The organism is Kribbella alba (genome assembly GCF_039529635.1).
Lineage (GTDB): Bacteria > Actinomycetota > Actinomycetes > Propionibacteriales > Kribbellaceae > Kribbella > Kribbella alba.
Genome location: NZ_BAAANE010000004.1, coordinates 380,450 through 397,149 on the forward strand (window position 1 = coordinate 380,450; position 16,700 = coordinate 397,149).

Below are 16,700 nucleotides of genomic sequence, written 5' to 3' on the forward strand. Positions count from 1 at the left end.
AACCAAGCGCAACTTGTCACCATGCCTCGAGTGGTGTTGCCCGCGAGGCGGGTGGGGCCGCGGGTTGGCTGGGAATGCGCATAGGCTCGGAGAATGCAAGCGGCCGGTGAGCGGCGGAAGCGGGTGACGGTCGGTCTGCTGGCGGACCCCGACACCCCGACCGACCTTGCTCAGGAGCTGGCCGAGGAGTTGCCTGAGCTGCTGGCGGCCAAGGTCGACGGCTCACTCGAGTGGGTCCTCGAGGTCCACAGCAGTCCCTTCAGCGCGCAGACCGAGGACAGCGGGACCCTGGTCAGCCGGATCGCGAGGAGAGCGCGGCGCGAGGGTTGGGACATCGCGATCGGGTTGACGGAGCTGCCGATCCGCGCCGGTGGTCGCCCGCTCGTGGCGGATGCCAGCGCCTCGCAGCGAGCCGCGGTGATCTCACTCCCGGCGCTCGGCGGCCTGCGGATGCGCACCCGTGCCCGTGCCGCGCTGCTCGACCTGATCCGCGCGCTCTACGCCGGCCAGCGCGAGGTCGAAGCCGGCGCGGCGAAGCTGGCGCGGAAGTGGACCGCGCCGTTCCGGACAAGCGCTGTCGACGACGAGCTGATCGACGTACGGCTGGTCGGCACGATGGCTCGCGGCCGCATCCGCCTGCTCCTCGGCATGGTCCGCTCCAACCGGCCTTGGAAGCTCCTTCCCGGCCTGGCCAAGGCGATGGCGGCGGCGTTGGCAACCAGCGCGGTCTCGACCTTGAACAACACCATGTGGCAGGTCTCGGACACTCTCGGTACGCCGCGGCTGCTGGTGGCGATGGTGGGATCGATCGCGCTGCTGGTGGCCTGGTTGATCATCGACGCCGAGCTGTGGGAGCGAGTCGAGGAGCCGACTCCGGACCAGCGCGAGAAGGCCTGGTTCTACAACGCTTCCACCGTCCTCACGCTGGTTGTCGGGGTCGGCATCTGCTACCTCGGCCTGCTCGTGCTGAACCTGCTGCTGGCGGCGTTCGTGCTCAGGCCGGTGCTCCTGCAGCAGACCTTCGGCCATCCAGTTGGTGTCGGCAACTACTTTCTCCTCTCCTGGCTGGTCTCCACAGCAGCCACCGCGGGTGCAGCCCTGGGCTCGAGTCTGGAGACCGACGACGCGATCCGCGCCGCGGCGTACGGGCGCCGTGAACGCGAACGCCGCCAGGACGCAATCGACGACGCAGCGGACGAGGCAGCCTGAGCTCGGCCGCTGGTCGAAGGCAGGGCGTCCGTGCTGTCATGGGTGGATCCCGGCGTCGGCCGGGCGGGAGGGGAAATGTGGCAACCGGATGGGTGGGATGCTCGTCTCCGGCTCGGGGTGCTGACCCCGCACGCTGATGTCGGACCGGAGTCGGAGCTCCAGGCGATGGCGCCGGAGGGCATTCGGATCCACGCCGCCCGGGTGCCGTTCGGGGGCATGGCGGCTCGCGGGGCGATGGACCCGACCATTCCGCTGGCGCCTGTGCACGCCTTCGTCGAGCCGCCGCACATCGACGAGGCCGTGGCCCTGCTCGCCGCCGCGCCGGTGGGTGCGATCGGAGTCGGGTTCACCAGCTCGTCCTACGTCACCAGAGTCGATGGCGAGAGGGAGCTCGTCGACAGACTGCAGCAGCGCACTTCAGGCATTCCCGTCGTTGCGACCTGTGCGGCCGCGGTCGCCGGTTTCCGGGCACTCGGCGCCGGCAGGGTCGCATTGTTCGACCCGCCGTGGTTCAACGCCGAACTGAACCGACTGGGAGCCCAGTACTTCGGGTCGCAACAGCTCGACGTGGTCTTTCACGCGCCGTGCGGGTTGCCCAGCAATCAGCGGAGCATCAACCCGCCCGAGGTGTATGACTGGGTTCTCCTTCATACGCCGGACGAAGCCGAGGCCGTCTTCATCGGAGGCAACGGGTTCCGCACGGTCGGCGTGATCGCCGCGCTCGAGGAGGACCTGGGACGGCCCGTCCTCACCGCCAACCAGGCACTCCTGTGGGGCATGCTCCGCGCGGCCAAGTCGCAGACACGACCTGACGGCTACGGAGCCCTGTTCGGCGTCTGAGGTCTCTACTGCAGGCGAAGTGTCACGAAGGGGATGGTGTCACCCGGCAGCAAGTAGGTCTCGAGCTCAACGAAGCCGCGGGCCTCGGCGAATCGCAGGCCCTCCACGTTCGAGGCCAGGATGATCGTCTCGATCGCGGGCGCCTCGAACCCCTGCGCGCGGACCAGACAACGCTCATAAAGCACCTTGCCGTGACCCCGACGCCGATACTCCGGAAGAATCCGAGCGATCACCGTCGCGGCAGGCGTCTCGTCCGAAGGCGGCCGGATCGTCGAGCACCCCACGAGGACGTCGCCGACGTAGGCGACCTCCAGCACGTTGCGCTGGGCGCGTTCGCGGATGTCGTCCAGCGACAGAGGGGCGGTCGGGATGAGCAGGTTGTGGACGTGCTGCCAGTCCAGGAGGGAAGCGTCGCTGTCCACCTGCTCGATGCGAAGATCAGACACAGCCGCAGCAAACCCCGGCGATCACCTTCCGTCAAATTCAACGGCGATGGAGGGCTTCAGAACGAAGTCGCGCGTGTCCCTTGTTCGCGGGGTTCCAGCTCGCTGGCACCCCGCAGAACCCCGCGTGCGGTAGACACTCGGTATGAAGCAGCGAGTTGCCGAGGCGGCGACCTGGGCCTGGATGCCTTCGGATGCGCAGGACTATGTGGAGGCCGACTATCGGCTGACGATCTATCCGCATCGCGCGAGCGTGCAATGGTCCACAACCAGCCGCCCGCTGCCGGAGCTCATCGCCGAGGTGCGGCAGCGCGCTCGTGAGGCCGGCCATTCCGCGGTGCGGTGGTGGGTGAACGGCCGTACCGCACCAGCCAATACAGCTGACGTGCTCGAGCAGCTCGGGTTCGACCTGATCGAAACGGTCGAGGTCCTGGCCCTCGAACTGAGCAGCGCTGACGAGCTGGCCGCAGCACTGGAACTGCCGGACGACGTGATCGTGCGCCCCGCGGACGATGCCGACAGCATCTATTTGGCCGGCCAGATCGACTCCAAGGTCTTCGGCTGGCCTCCTCCGACTCGACAGCAACTCGAGGACGAGAGGGAGATGCTGGCAGAGACCAACGGGTCCCCGAGCGTCCGCAGGTTTCTCGCGTACCTCGACGATGAGGCGGTCGGCTCAGCCGGCTACACACTGGTCGACGACGTACTGCGGTTGTGGGGCGCCGGAGTCCTCCCCGAGGCCCGCGGCCGCGGCGCCTACCGCGCGCTCCTGGCAGCCCGCTGCGCTGACGGAATCCGCCAGGGCGCCACCCTCGCCTTGGTGAAGGGCCGAGCCGAAACCTCGGCCCCCGTTCTCCGCCGAGCCGGCTTCACCTCCTACGGCATCGAGAAGTGCTACCAGGGAGCAACCTGAGGTCTCGACGACATCGGCCTCATCGCGCGAAAGCCCAGCTGACCTCAGCCCTTGAAGTCGGCGATCACCTGATCGATGACGTACTGCGCGTTGGCGGCGATGCCCTTGTTCGTCTCGCGGTAGTACGGAAGCTGGATCAGCGCCATCGACAAGGCCCTACCCCGGCCGCGATTCCAGGCGACCTCATCCGCGCCCACCGCGTCCCGGTAGACCTCCCGATCCTCCGGACCGAACAAGTTCCACGCGGGGATGAGGTCACAAGCCGGGTCGCCGACACCAGCCGTGGCGAAGTCGATGACCGCAGCCAGGCGCCCTTCGTCGACCAGCAGATTCGACGGCATCAGGTCCGCGTGCACCCACAGATCCACCTCCGCAGGCGCTGCCGCCAGAGCGGATTCCCAAGCGGCGGTTGCGACGTCAGTATCGATCCACCCCTCCAACTGCTCGATCGCCGCGCGCGTCCCTTCGTCCTGCAGAGCAAGCAGACCACCGCGATAGGCACGCGGCCCGTCAGGCAACTCGATCCTCCGAAACGCTGCCACGAAGCCCGCCAGCTCCCGCGCAAGCTCAGCCGAACCAGCGACCGGAACAGCGCCCTCGATCCAGCGATGCACCGCCCACGGCCATGGATACCCCTCAGCCGGTACCCCGAGGCCGACCGGCGCGGGGATCGCCACCGGCAGCAGCGGCGCCAACCGAGGGAGCCACTCGAACTCCTTCACGACGTCGTCCACCCCGCCCTGAACGCGCGGAAGACGCACCGTCAACGAATCACCGAGCCGGAACATCGCGTTGACGGTCCCGCTCGACGGAATCTCCTTGAGCGACAACCCGCCCCAGTCCGGGAACTGCCCCGCCACCAGCCGGCGTACAAGCTCCTCATCGATGTCCTGCTCGTCCGCATGCATCTTCACAACGGGCAATCCCATCCCACCCCCGACAACCCTGTCGACCCAATTCAGAACTCGTTGCGGCGGCGCATGCTGCGGGGACGGCCGTCCGGGTCGTACAGGTGGCGATAGAGCGGCGCTGCCCAAAGGGTCTGGAGGCGACTGACGGGGTCGGGGTCGTGTCGGCGGATCTGGCCGGGCGGGCGTGGGCCGGATTCGCCGGCGTCGTGCCAGGCGTCCAGCGCGGCCGCGGTGCGTTGCCAGCGCGCGAACCCGAGCTCGGGGTCGAGGAAATCGGGATCATCAGTGTCCGTGCCGAGGTGTTCGGCCCACAACCGCAGCCGGTACTCCCGGGCCAGGTCACCAGTGACCGCGCAGGTCAGTTCGCTGTCGTTCGTCCACGACCGCCTGTTGAAGTTGTCCGAACCGCAGGCGATCCACTCGTCGTCGACCACGCAGACCTTGGCGTGCACATAGATCGGCACGCCGTTGGAGTTCTCCAGGTCGAAGATCGCGACCCGATCAGGCGCGGCCGCTTGCAGCATCCGCATCGCCTGCAGTTGCCCATACCGGGCGGGCGGTCCGCTGATCGCCCCATCCTGGTCCGGATACCGCGGCACCACCGCGATCAGACGCAGTTCAGCCGACCGTTCCAGCGCACGACAGAGGCCCTCGGCAACAGTCCGGGACCAAAAGTACTGATCCTCCACGTAGATCAGCCGCCGCGCCCGCGCGAACGCCTTCTGATACGCACGCGCCACGCTGTACTCCCCCTTCGGCGCGAACGGGAACCCCGGATGCTTGTGCGCATAAGTCCGCAACACCTGTACTGCGTGCCGCCCGGCCTCGGGTGGATCCGGGAACGCCTCCGGCAGCTTCTTCGGATGCCGCGGCATCCTGGCCCGGCGCTGCACCCACATCCGGTACGGCGTCCGGCGGTCGAGTGGGTGCCCGTCGTCCCACCGCTCGACGAAGCAGCGCAGGAGATCGCCGACCACTGGTCCGCGGAGTTCCACCGCGGCATCGTGCCAGGGGGCGCGCGGGCCGTAGCGGGGATCCATCGGCGCCTGCTGTGGATCGCCGAGATGCCGCTCGTCGTCGCGACGTTGATGGCACAGGTCGATCCCGCCGACGAAGGCGACATCCTTGGTCGGCTCGCCCTGGTGCCGGATCACGAACAACTTCTGGTGGTGCGAGGCCATCCGTCGGACGCGCTGGTCCAGCAGCACCTCCGCGCCGGCCTCGTTCAGTTCGGCCCCGAGCTTCTGGTTCTCCTGCGCATTGAAGCTCAGGTGGTCCGAGTGCGACCGCCAGAGCAGACCGCGGACCTCGACACCCGAGCGGGCCAGGTCGCACAACACCTGTCCGATGGTGGGGCCATCGGGATACAGGACTTCATCGGCATCGCCGCGCCAGTCCGTGAAGAAGACCCGGTCACCGGCCCGCAGTACGCAGAGCTCGTCGTAGAGCCGCCGGAAGTAGGTCGCCCCGTGGATGACCGGCTTGACCAGATTCCCCTCGGTCCACGACCCACCCGGCCCGATGCGGTCGATGTCGGTCGCGGGATTGCCCCGCTCATCAGGGGTGAGGAACCAGTCGGTCATCCCGATGGTGTACCCGTTCCGGACCAACTCGAACAGGTGCCCGCCTCGAAGGCTGTATCGCGATCGCCCGAGCCGGTTAGTCCTCGGGCCGGATGTTCTGGTTCAGGTGGAACACGTTCCCTGGGTCCAACTCGGTCTTGACCCTGGTCAGCCGGTCGTAGTTCTCCTTGCCGAACCCGGCGACCACCCGGTCGTGTCCCTCGTTGCCGATGAAGTTCAGGTAGACGGCGCCGGTTGCCCAGGGCTTCAGGTCCGTACACACGTTGCGGGCCCACTCGATGCCGCGGGCATCATCCGCCGCGTCCTCCCACAAGCCGAACGGGTGGATCACCCAAGCCGCGCTGCGGTGCGGCAGCGGCCACCTGTCCACGCCGCGGGCCACCGCGCCTCCCCAGGGCACGACCAACTGCTGCGACGGCGACGGATACGGCATGTCCGCGGCCCGGTCGGTGAACGCCTTCACCGCTTCATCGGGTAGGGCGCTCAGGTGTTCAGCCGACCAGTAATTGCGGAATCCCGGTGGATCGTCGAGAGCCGACTGCACAGCGGCGTACGGCATTTCGGCGCTCATCTGACCTTCCGGCGCCAGCGCGAGCATCGGCGCGAAGGCCTCCCGCATCTCCGCCTCGGTGCCGGCGTACAAGGCGGCGGCCCCGACCAGCCGCTGTCCCTGCAGACGCTGCGGAACGAACTCCTCCGGCGGCCCGGTCAGGTAGATCACGCCGCCGCCCAGTTCCTCAGGCGCACCGGCCTCGATCATGTCGCGGTAGATGCGGATCACTTCTGGCCCGGACTCGGCCGGCCAGAACAGCATCGCGATCGCCATCGCGGGCAGCGGCCGTAGCTTGAACGTCAAGGAGGTGGCCACTCCGAAGTTCCCGCCGCCACCATGCGACGCCCAGAACAGCTCGGTGTTCTTGGTCTCGTCGGCAATGACGAGTTGGCCGTCAGCCGTGATCAGCTCGACCGACACGAGGGCGTCACAGGCCAGGCCGAACTTCCGTTCCAGCCAGCCCGAGCCGCCGCCCAGCGTCAGCCCGGCCACCCCGGTGGTCGAGACGCGTCCGCCCGTCGTGGCCAACCCGAAGGGCTGGCAGGCTCCGTCGACGTCGGCCCAGGTCGCACCGCCGGCGACCCGCGCCAGCCTGGCCTCCGGATCGATCTGAACGCTCGTCATTTTGCGCAGATCGACGACGATGCCACCGTCGCTCACCCCCGACCCCGCCACGCTGTGGCCGCCACCCCGAACCGCGATCTCCAACCCTTCCGAAACGCCGTACCGCACAGCGGCCGCGACATCCGCGGCCGACTCGCACTGCGCGATCATGGCCGGTCGCTTGTCGATCATCGCGTTGAACACAGTCCGGGCGTCGTCGTACGACGGATCACCCGGCCTCAGTACTTCCCCTCCGAAACCGTCCGGCCGCCCCCGGTGAGCGCCGGCGGGTCGAGAGATCGTGTCGGACATGGGAACCCCCTCAGCTATAGCCCGTTCCCCAGTGGACAAGCCCGATGCTGCGCCTGCCCCCACGCCCGGTCAACGCCTCATCAGTCACCGTCCGCTGACGTGCATCCCCCGCCTACAAGCAGTCGCCGGTCCACAACTGATAGTCGCCGATCGGCCCTCAACAAGCATCGGCAATCGCCGTCCGGATAAGTTCGAGGCATGACCGGTGTTGATGTCCGACCTGTTGTGATGCTCGGTGGAGCGGGCCAGGTGCTCAGCGAGGAAGAGGTCACCGCCTTCGTCGGCGAGGCCCTGGCGGGAGCGGCACTCGACGGCCGCAGCGTTTGCGTGATCGTGCCCGACGCGACCCGTAGCTGTCCACTGCCATTGCTGCTCGACGCCGTTCACCAGGCCCTGACCGGCCGGGTCTCGAAGCTGACCATATTGGTTGCCCTCGGCACCCATGCCGAGCTGACGGAAGCCGAGTTGGCCGCGCATCTCGGCGGCACGTACGAAGGCGTGACGGTGCTCAACCACGAGTGGTGGAAGCCCGACACCTTCGTCGATCTCGGCACGATCAGCGCCGAGCGGGTCGGCGAGATCTCCGGCGGACTGTTGCACGAGTCAGTCGAGGTGAAGCTCAACCGGGCTGTCGTCGAGCATGAGGTCGCACTCGTCGTCGGGCCGGTCTTCCCACACGAGGTGGTCGGCTTCTCCGGCGGCAACAAATACTTCTTCCCGGGTGTTGCCGGCCAGGAGGTCATCGACCTCTCGCACTGGCTGGGCGCCCTCATCACCAGCGCCGGCATCATCGGTACACCGGGCGACACCCCGGTCCGCACCCTCATCAACGAAGCAGCCGCGCTGATCCCGTCCGAGAAGCTAGCCCTGTCGGTTGTGGCCCAGTCCGGCACGAACGCCTTGCACGCGGTGGCTTTCGGCGACACCATCTCCTCCTGGCAAGCCGCCTCCGCGGTATCCGCCGAGACCCATGTGCGCTACCTGGAACACCCCGTACGCCGGGTCGTATCGCTGATGCCGTCCCGCTACCAGGACATCTGGACAGCCGCCAAGGGCTTCTACAAGGTCGAGCCGATCGTCGCGGATGGCGGCGAGGTGATCCTCTACGCCCCGCACGTGACCCAGTTGGCCGCGATGCACCCGGAGATCGAGCAGATCGGTTACCACTGCCGCGACTACTTCCTCGGTCAGTGGGACGAGATCCGCGACGCGCACTGGGGTGTCCTCGCGCACTCCACGCACCTACGAGGCGCCGGCACCTGGGATCCGGTGAACGGGGAACGATGCCGGGTCGACGTCACGTTGGCCACGGGCATCCCGGAGGCCGTGGTCCGCCGGGCCAACCTCGGCTATCTGGACCCCGCGAGCTTCGACCTGACGCAGTACGAGAACGATCCCGAGACGCTGGTGATCCCCAACGCCGGCGAGATCCTGCACCGGCTCCGGAGTACTGCCGGCTGAAACGCGATTGGCGGTGCAGGGTGCCGTCGCACCCTGCACCGCCCTGCTACTTGCTCACTCGGTCACGGTGCCAGGACGAAGTCCGCCTGGGTGACCGTGGTGGCGAGCACCCCGTTCAAGGTGATGGTGCTGAGGAACCCGCCGATCGTGACCCGTGTATTGGCCCCGACCTGTGCGATCGACACATTCGCTGCGAAGTTTCCTGCGGTGACGCCCCGGGGGGACAGGTCGATCTTGTCCTGCCCACCGGTCGGGTTGGAGTCGAACCCGATCACGATGTCGGCCCCGAACGCCCCGGACCGGTAGCGGAGGAGGTCGTCGCCCGCCCCCGGTGTGATGGTGTCGTTGCCGAGGTCGCCGAACAGCCGGTCGTTGCCGGCGCCTCCATTGAGGGTGTCGTTGCCAGGCCCGCCGAACATCAGGTTCGGCGAACTGCTGCCGGTGAGGATGTCGTTGCCGTCGAGACCGTCGACGTCGACGATGCTCGTCAGCGTGACAGCGCCGAAGTTCAGCGTGTTCGCCGCTGCGGAACCACGGACCACCACCTGGGCGAACGGTCCGCCGCCGGCCACCGGCTCGGCGGAGATCTCCTCCACCGTGGCCAGCGTGTTGAGCCCGATCGTCGTGGTCGCCGCCGTCGCGACGACCCGGTCGGTTCCGGCACCACCGGTCACGTTGTCGGCGCCACCGCCGGCACCCGTGTACTCGATCGTGTCGTTGCCCGTGCCGGCATCGATGGTGTCGTTGCCGCCCTCACCGGCCAACTGGTCGTTGCCGCCCAAGCCGTTCAGGGTGTCGTTGCCGCCCCGGCCGAAGGCCCGGTCGTCACCTGCCGTGCCGGTCCAACTGTCTCCCAGCAGGGTGTTGCCGATGAACAGGTCACCGGTCACTCCGGTCGCCGCGGACGTCAGGGTCTCTGCCGTGCCGTGGCTGTCGGTGTAGGTCACCACTACCCGAAGGCGGCGGTTCACCTGCGCCTGGGTGGGGGTGAAGGTCGGGTCGGTCGCGCCGGCGATGTTGGCGAAGGTGGTGCTCGTCGGCGTGGTGCTGGCCTGCCAGCGCACGTTCAGTGTCGCGGGCAGCCCGTCGGCGTCGGCGATCAGCGCTGTAGTGGCACTGAGCGCGATCCCTTCCTGCGGGGTGAGGTCGAGCACGGCCGGCACGCCTGTCGGTGCGTCGTTGACGTTGGCGACATTGCCCGTCGCCGCGGAGGTGACGCTTTCCAGTACCCCGTCGCCGTCGTTGAAGGTCGCGACCACGCGCAGCGGTGCTCCGACCACGTTGTCGGACGGGGTGAAGGTGGCGCCGGTCCCGACCGGGGTCCAGACCCCGGCCAGCTCGGCCTGCCAGGTGAACACGATCGTGGCCGCGTTGACGCCGTCGGCGTCGTTGAAGGCCCGGGTCGCGGTCAGTTGCTGGTCCTCGATCGGCGTCGTGCTGCTCAGCGTCACGGTGCCGGTCGGCGGGGTGTTGGTCGGGATGCTGGACACCTCGACCAACTGGTCTGAGAACTGTAGCCGCTCGATGTTGCGGAGCGTGTCGGTGCCGTCACCCTTGAGTACGCCGGTCTGGTCCGCGCAGCACGGCGGGATGTTGCGGGCGTGGGTGATGGTGAACTTCGCTCCGTTGATGTCGATGTCGTAGTCGGCCCGTGCACCGGAGTACACGGCGGTGTCGATGCCGGCCGGCCCGTTGGTCTTGATCTCGCGGACGGCCACGATGTTGCCCGGATTGATGGTCCGGTTGAAGACCGCCGGTGAGAGCTCGGACATCTGGTTCGCCGACAGGGTCTCGGTCGCCGGGTTGTTCGGGTCGGTCCGGACGCTCAGCCGGTGGTTGACCCAGGCATCGCCGTCGATCACGTCGTCGGCGCCGCGCCCCTGGATCAGGTCGCTGCCGCCACCACCGAGCAGGATGTTGCCCTTGCCGAAGCCGCAGATCGTGATCGGCGGGCCCGAAGCCGGCGGACCGCCCTCGCCCTCGTCACCCGGCAGTTGCGGATCGGTGCGGCACTCGGTATTGCCGGCCAGGATCTGGTCCAGTCCGGCGATCTTCGCGATGCCCTCGTTGGTCAGCGCGTTCGATCCCCACGGTGCGTGCAGCTCGACGTCCTGCTCGAACGGGGTCCAGTCGTCACCCCTGAGGATGTCGTTCTTGTCCCAGCCGGACAGCGCCTCGGTCATCAGGAACCGGTCGGCCAGCTGGCCGGGTCCTGCGGCGATGTGAATCGTCAGGTCCGAGTCACCAGGGGTTGGTTCCCTGGCATGGGTGGTCCAGTCGAAGCCACGGGCACCGTGGTTCCGCTCGATCCCCGCACCGGCGACCATGATGTCGTCGCCGCCCTCGGCGTCGTAGTCGTCCTCGTTGCTGCCGCCGATCAGGATGTCGTCGCCAGGCTTGTTGAGGTCGTCGAAGAAGGGCGCACCGCTGTCGCCCTGCAACAGGTCGTTGCCGTTGCCACCTTCCTGCCAGTCATCGCCACCACCGCCGAAGACGGTGTCGGCGCCGCCGCCGGAGATGACGAAGTCGTCGCCCTCGCCCGCGAAGGTCTGGTTGGCGTTCAGCCCGCCGTTCAGGAAGTCCTTGCCGTTACCGCTCATCAGGACGTCGAGACCCGGCCCGGTGTCGATGGCGTCGTTGCCGTCACCGCCCTTGTGGATGTCGTCGCCGGCAGAGTCGGTGATGACGTCGTCGCCCTCACCGGCCAGGGCGTGGTCTGCCCCGTCGGACCCCTCGATGGTGTCTTCGCCGGCGTTGCCCCAGAAGGTGTCGTTGTCGACGCCACCCCACATCCGGTCGTTGTTCGCCGTGCCGTTGAAGGTGCTCTGGGCGTTCAGCCCGGGCGGGTCGACGGTGTTGGTCTGGCGGTACCGGATGGTCCCGTCGGCCATCCTGAGCAGCACCTTGGACTCGTCGCACTCCGAGGCCGGATCGTTGTTCACGGTGTTGGTGTTGGCGTTGAACGTCAGGTTGGCCAGCTGGAACTCGCAGTCGGCCGTGCTGAAGACATCGGACTTCAGACTGTGCGCGTCCGTGTTGCGCATGATCAGCTCGGCGAACGAGTTGCCCTCGAGCGCCGTCCGCAGATTCAGGCCGGACGTCCGGGACAGGTAGTACAGCCGGTCGCCGTCCTGGAGATCGGTCAGCTGCCGCTCGAACACATAGTTGAACGTCGATCCGAGCAGACCGCCGAACAGGTTCTGCGACTCGGCGAGACCACCGACCCACAGGTCGATATCGTCGACGCCGGTCTTGGAGTTGCCATCCACGCTCGCCCAGGTGCCGGCGCTGTTGACGAAGTCGTATGCGTCGGTCGGGGTTTCCGGGTACAGCGCCGGGTCGTTGTCGAACAGCAGCTGGGCCGCCGCTCGCTTCTCGGCAATGGTCGGCACACCCAGGATGCTCGGGTGCTTGCCGTAGGCAGCCATGAAGTTGACCACGGAGTCGTGATGCTTCAGGCCCTGACCGAAGTCCACCCAGTCCGTGTATGGCTTGAGCGAGCTGTCCTGGGTGTCCTGGTAGATCTGCTTGCGCAGGTTGTTCAGCGACGCCACCCCGGCCTCACGGGCACGGGCCATGTTGATCGTCGGCAGGTCCAGCGGTAGACCGAGCAGGTTGTTGCGCAGGGTCTCGGTGACGAACTCGTCGATCTCATTGCCGACCTGATCGGTCATGCCCATCGCGATGTTGCCGGCCGCGACCTCCGGGGTGAGGGTGTGGTTGTTGGTGAAGGACACCGGGTTGAGGAACCCGTCGAGCAACGGTATGTCGTCGTTGGTCCCGTCGGGCTTCGTCCGCGAGATCGTGTCGGTCAGCATCGAGTGGCCGAACCGGTAAACGGCATGCGCGTACTCCGCCATGATGGCCGGGTTGATCGCGGTGTCGGACTGGGTGAACACGTTGAACGGGTTGATCGCCGGCTGGACCATCCGGGCGAACTCCTCGAACACGAGGTGCTGATACTCCATCTCGGTGACGAATCGCGCCGCCTGGAAGATGCGCTCCCCGTTCCAACTACCATCGGGGAGCTTCCACTCGGCCACGTCGATGTTCTCCGCGGTGATGAGCCCCTGGATGTAGTCGGTCAGCCGGTTGTGCTCGGAGTGGAAGACCTGGTGGATCGCGGTCAGACCGATGTTCTCGTTGACCCGGCCGTCACCGGCGATGAAGTGCTCGTCGAGCAGTTCGTTGTCGTACTGGCCGGCCGCCGGCGGCGGGCCGGGCGGGTTGACGACCGTGTTGGCGTCTCCGACGGAGCCGGGCTTGGGCACCGCTGTGTGCGCGATGTCGTCGAGGAAGGCAACCGTGATGCGCTTCGCCTCGACGGTGGAGATCGGCGCCGCGACGTTGCCCTCGACCGCGCTGCCGTCGGCCATCACGACCTGCGGCAGACCGCGAGCCGGACCGCGCAGGAACCGGCCGTACTGGTCGGTCAGCAGCAGCGGGATGTCGAGCGCGTCAGCGTCCCTCAGTTCGATACCCAACAGCGTGCGGGCCTGGTCCTTGGTCTTCTTCCAGGTAGCCATGCCGCCGTCAGTGCCGCGTAACATCTTGCCGTTGGCAACGGGACGGCCGTTCGCGCCGGCCACGTACTCCCGAAGGAACACCTGATGCGCCGGGTGCGAGGTATAGGTCTGGCTCTGGTCGACCCACGGCGAGTCCGTGTTGGTCGCTTCCTGCACGTCGTCGGCGGTGCCCATCGTGTTGTCCGGCCCGGGCTGGTTCTTGGCCCGGGTCAGCGCCATGAAGCGCTTGTTCTCCGGCAGGTCGTCGCCGCCACCCGAAACCCCGTCAGGACCGAAGATCAGCGGGTCGCCGTCACGCAGCGGCACGATCACCGCGCCGCCGTCCTTCACGGTGAAGTCCACGCCATGGTCGAAGAATTGGCCGAACAGCGTGAACCACGAGTTGAACGGCGGCGACAGGCCCACGTCGGTGGTGATGTTCGGGATCGGCAGCGTCTTGCCCGGCGGAATGCACCCTTCGGGCAGGTTCGGGTTGAGGCTCGTGCACACCTCGACGGGCTCGCCCAGGAAAGTCCGGTGCGGGTTCTTCGCGGCCAGCACGGCTGCGGGGTTGGTCGAGGTCTGGTCGACGATGGTGTTGCTGATCTGGCGGGGCTCGGAGTCCACCACCACGCCGACTTTCTGCTTGTAGCTCGTCTGTCCAGGTTGACCGAAACCGCTGCCGTCCTCGGCGTCTTCGAAATTCGGCGTGGTCAGCCGCGGGAACAGCTGATGCGCGGCACCGAAATTCTCCCGCTCGGGCACGAGATTGTTGTAACTGCCGTCCACGGTGCGCAGACCGAACGGCAGCAGCGGATTGGCGACCTGGTTCGGGCCGGTGCCGAGCAATGGCGCGCCGGCAACGGGCTCGCCGGCCGGACCTTCCTTCGTGGCGTGGTTCTCGGCGATCTTGATCTGCTTGAGGATGAACTTGACGTCGCCCGCGTTGAGGGTGAATCCCTGCCCGGGCGGCGCTGCCGCCCTGGCGGCGGTGAGACTGCCGATGGCCGGCATCATCAAGGCCAGTACGACGGCTGAGGCCGTCGCCACGGCTGTCACCGGACGTATCCGGGCCAACCGCGCATGCTGAAGTCGAGAAATTGACATAGAACGCTCCCCCCTCGGAGCCCTGCATCTGCGTCGTCCGCCGGGGACTCGGCGAACGCCCTGCGGGAGACCGGCACCCTCCGGTTCCCGCCAGAATCATCTGGCCGGATGACGGGGCGCGGCGGCACCTAACAGTTCTGTTATGAGGTCGTCATGCCTGTCAGGCCGCGGCGGCGACGGACTGTCACAATTTCAATTGCGGGGGCCTTCCCACCTGCGGTATGGCGAGCAAGAATGACGCCGGGGTGACAAAACGCAAAACAAGAAACTGTGGGGCGGGGGGTGGTTCCTGTCTCTGGGGGGTGTGATGACAAGGATTCTCGTTGTTGACGACGAACCGGATCTGGTGCGGTTCATCCGCCGCGCGTTCGAAGCGGAGGGGTACCAGGTCCTGACGGCCACGGACGGCGCGGAGGGGCTCCGGCTGGCTATGACCGAAGACCCTGACCTGATCGTGCTGGACCTGCTGATGCCAGGCGTGGACGGCCACGCGGTGTTGTCGGGAGTGCTGGTGAGCCATCCGGCGATGCGGGTCCTGGTTCTTTCGGCCGCTGCCGACGTGGAGGCGCGGGTGAGCTGCCTCGAGCGCGGAGCCGTCGACTTCCTGGCGAAACCCTTCGCCATCCGGGAACTGCTGGCGCGGGTCCGGTCGAGGCTGCGCAGCCTCGACCGCCAACCGGAGAATGACCAACTGATGCGAGTCGGGGCCATCGTGCTCGACCTGCGGGCGCGCCGGCTGCGGGTCGACGGCCGTGACGTGCTCCTGTCGCAGCGTGAGTTCCTGCTCCTGCTGCACCTGATGCGCCACGCGGACGCAGTCTGCTCCCGGACCGAGCTGCTCTCGGCCGTGTGGGGGTATGACTTCGAGCCGGCCACGAATGTCGTCGATGTCTACATCGGCCGGCTGCGGGCCAAGGTGCGCAAGGACCTCATCCAGACGGTGCGCAATGTCGGCTATCAGCTTCAGAGCGCGTAATCGTCGGTCCGCCCCACACGCGGAGCGGATCGAACGATGGGCGACCGCGGCAGGCCGCGGACCGGGGCCGTACCACCTGATCGACGTCCTGCTCGGCATCTTCATCGTCGCCATGCTGACGTTGATGGAGGTGTGGCGAGGTCAGGAGGTCGCGCCCTACATGGTGATGTTCGTGGCCCTGACCCTGGTGTACGGCTTCCGTGTCTGGCCGCTCAGAGCGACCTTGATCGTGGCGCTGGCGATGACCATCGCACCCGGCTGGATCATGTATCGCCACCATCTGCACGGTTACATCCACGACGCGGAGCTTGCAGAGGTCCCGCTGATGCCGTTGATGTTCCTGGTGATGGCCTGGCACGCGCGCCGACGGGTCGCGGCTGTTCGCGAGATCGAGAAGATGGCCGACCAGCGGCGGGCGGTCGTGGACCGCGAGCGGGAGTTCTTCCGGGACGCATCGCACGCCATCCGTACGCCGGTGACGATCGCGCGCGGCCATCTCGAACTGCTGGAGGACGTCCTCATCGACCCGATGAACGAGGAGGATCTCGAGATCGCACTGCGCCAGCTGGACCGGATGTCGGCCCTGTCCAACCGGCTGCTCGCGCTGGCCCGGCTGGATTCGGGCGAACCTGTTCGCGGGGTGCCGGTGGACCTGGCCGCTCTGGTCGACGAGGTGGGGAGGAACTGGGCCAGCAGCGCCGACCGCGACTGGGCGATCGACTGCGACCCGACCGGCCTGGTGAGCGCGGATCCAGAATGGCTGGAGCTCGCCCTGGACGCCCTGATCGAGAACGCCGTTCACTTCACCGACTCCGGGGAGCAGATCCTGCTGTCCTGCTGGAGCCTCGAGGACCGCTTTGTCATCGCGGTCGCCGACAGCGGTGCCGGAATCGCCGCGGAGGACCTGTCGTATGTCTTCCAGCGCTTCTGGCATCGCAGGCCGGTCACCGGCCCGATGGGAAGTGGTCTCGGACTACCGATGGCGCAGGCCGCCGCGAACGCCCACGACGGCCACATCACGGCCGGCAGGTCGACCATCGGCGGAGCACTTTTCGAGTTGATCCTCCCCCGCAAGCCGGCAACCACCTCTGCTCCGGTGCCGCTGCCCGCACACTCCCGTCGAGACGCTGACAGTCGGGTGACAAGTTCGTCATGACCCTTGCCGCGCGCCCTGCCAGCCAGCCAGCGTGAGAGTTCCGGCGCGTCCAACCACCAGTACCTCGGCGCGTTACGGCACCGCGGGCGGGCGACCACCCCCCGGCGTCCGCCCGCGGTGGTCCAACC

11 protein-coding genes are annotated in these 16,700 nt (G+C 67.5%); 6 read left to right on the top strand and 5 right to left on the bottom strand.

The features are described 5' to 3' along the window. Window positions 1-93 precede the first annotated feature (93 nt). Both ABD210_RS08555 and ABD210_RS08560 read left to right on the top strand, forming a co-directional pair. Window positions 94-1,209, top strand: a complete 1,116-nt coding sequence (locus tag ABD210_RS08555) for a hypothetical protein (RefSeq protein ID WP_344110429.1) — start codon at window positions 94-96, stop codon at window positions 1,207-1,209. 75 nt (window positions 1,210-1,284) lie between these two features. Continuing rightward, complete coding sequence (locus ABD210_RS08560) at window positions 1,285-2,049, top strand: maleate cis-trans isomerase family protein (protein ID WP_344110430.1); 765 nt, start codon at window positions 1,285-1,287, stop codon at window positions 2,047-2,049. Window positions 2,050-2,054: 5 nt separating this feature from the next. Here ABD210_RS08560 and ABD210_RS08565 read toward each other — a convergent pair whose 3' ends face one another. Continuing rightward, on the bottom strand, window positions 2,055-2,495 hold the full coding sequence (locus tag ABD210_RS08565; RefSeq protein WP_344110431.1) for a GNAT family N-acetyltransferase: 441 nt from the start codon (window positions 2,493-2,495) through the stop codon (window positions 2,055-2,057). A gap of 142 nt (window positions 2,496-2,637) precedes the next feature. On the opposite strand from ABD210_RS08565, the gene ABD210_RS08570 reads away from it, so the two are divergent. After that, entirely contained in the window at window positions 2,638-3,405 is a 768-nt protein-coding gene (locus ABD210_RS08570; protein ID WP_344110432.1) for a GNAT family N-acetyltransferase, read from the top strand. Between the two features lie 44 nt (window positions 3,406-3,449). Here the strand turns inward: ABD210_RS08570 and ABD210_RS08575 are convergent, their stop codons facing one another. The 3 genes from ABD210_RS08575 to ABD210_RS08585 all read right to left on the bottom strand — a co-directional run bounded on the left by ABD210_RS08575 (window position 3,450) and on the right by ABD210_RS08585 (window position 7,367). After that, window positions 3,450-4,313 (bottom strand): aminoglycoside phosphotransferase family protein, encoded by an 864-nt coding sequence (locus tag ABD210_RS08575; RefSeq protein ID WP_344112019.1) that lies wholly within the window; start codon window positions 4,311-4,313, stop codon window positions 3,450-3,452. Between the two features lie 50 nt (window positions 4,314-4,363). Next, window positions 4,364-5,899, bottom strand: a complete 1,536-nt coding sequence (locus tag ABD210_RS08580; RefSeq protein ID WP_344110433.1) for a phospholipase D family protein — start codon at window positions 5,897-5,899, stop codon at window positions 4,364-4,366. A gap of 76 nt (window positions 5,900-5,975) precedes the next feature. Continuing rightward, window positions 5,976-7,367 carry an FAD-binding oxidoreductase gene (locus tag ABD210_RS08585; RefSeq protein WP_344110434.1) on the bottom strand — a complete coding sequence of 464 codons (1,392 nt, stop codon included), beginning with the start codon at window positions 7,365-7,367 and terminating at the stop codon, window positions 5,976-5,978. A 198-nt stretch (window positions 7,368-7,565) separates the two neighbouring features. On the opposite strand from ABD210_RS08585, the gene ABD210_RS08590 reads away from it, so the two are divergent. Further along, window positions 7,566-8,828, top strand: coding sequence for a lactate racemase domain-containing protein (locus ABD210_RS08590; RefSeq protein WP_344110435.1), 1,263 nt, complete (start codon window positions 7,566-7,568; stop codon window positions 8,826-8,828). Window positions 8,829-8,890: 62 nt separating this feature from the next. On the opposite strand, the gene ABD210_RS08595 is transcribed toward ABD210_RS08590, so the two are convergent. Beyond that, window positions 8,891-14,440, bottom strand: a complete 5,550-nt coding sequence (locus ABD210_RS08595) for a peroxidase family protein (protein ID WP_344110436.1) — start codon at window positions 14,438-14,440, stop codon at window positions 8,891-8,893. A 307-nt stretch (window positions 14,441-14,747) separates the two neighbouring features. Between ABD210_RS08595 and ABD210_RS08600 the strand changes: the two genes are divergently transcribed. Further along, complete coding sequence (locus tag ABD210_RS08600; RefSeq protein WP_344110437.1) at window positions 14,748-15,416, top strand: response regulator transcription factor; 669 nt, start codon at window positions 14,748-14,750, stop codon at window positions 15,414-15,416. Beyond that, a complete protein-coding gene (locus ABD210_RS08605; protein WP_344110438.1) occupies window positions 15,388-16,572 on the top strand; it encodes a sensor histidine kinase in 1,185 nt (394 codons plus the stop codon). Before ABD210_RS08600 ends, ABD210_RS08605 begins: the two co-directional genes overlap by 29 nt. Window positions 16,573-16,700 lie beyond the last annotated feature (128 nt).

Bases quoted from the DNA above. Each gene is read 5' to 3' on its own strand.
- ABD210_RS08580 (WP_344110433.1), bottom strand. From the start codon at position 5,899: ATGACCGACTGGTTCCTCACCCCTGATGAGCGGGGCAATCCCGCGACC.
- ABD210_RS08600 (WP_344110437.1), top strand. From the start codon at position 14,748: ATGACAAGGATTCTCGTTGTTGACGACGAACCGGATCTGGTGCGGTTC.
- ABD210_RS08570 (WP_344110432.1), top strand. From the start codon at position 2,638: ATGAAGCAGCGAGTTGCCGAGGCGGCGACCTGGGCCTGGATGCCTTCG.
- ABD210_RS08560 (WP_344110430.1), top strand. From the start codon at position 1,285: ATGTGGCAACCGGATGGGTGGGATGCTCGTCTCCGGCTCGGGGTGCTG.
- ABD210_RS08590 (WP_344110435.1), top strand. From the start codon at position 7,566: ATGACCGGTGTTGATGTCCGACCTGTTGTGATGCTCGGTGGAGCGGGC.
- ABD210_RS08555 (WP_344110429.1), top strand. From the start codon at position 94: ATGCAAGCGGCCGGTGAGCGGCGGAAGCGGGTGACGGTCGGTCTGCTG.
- ABD210_RS08595 (WP_344110436.1), bottom strand. From the start codon at position 14,440: ATGTCAATTTCTCGACTTCAGCATGCGCGGTTGGCCCGGATACGTCCG.
- ABD210_RS08585 (WP_344110434.1), bottom strand. From the start codon at position 7,367: ATGTCCGACACGATCTCTCGACCCGCCGGCGCTCACCGGGGGCGGCCG.
- ABD210_RS08575 (WP_344112019.1), bottom strand. From the start codon at position 4,313: ATGCATGCGGACGAGCAGGACATCGATGAGGAGCTTGTACGCCGGCTG.
- ABD210_RS08605 (WP_344110438.1), top strand. From the start codon at position 15,388: ATGTCGGCTATCAGCTTCAGAGCGCGTAATCGTCGGTCCGCCCCACAC.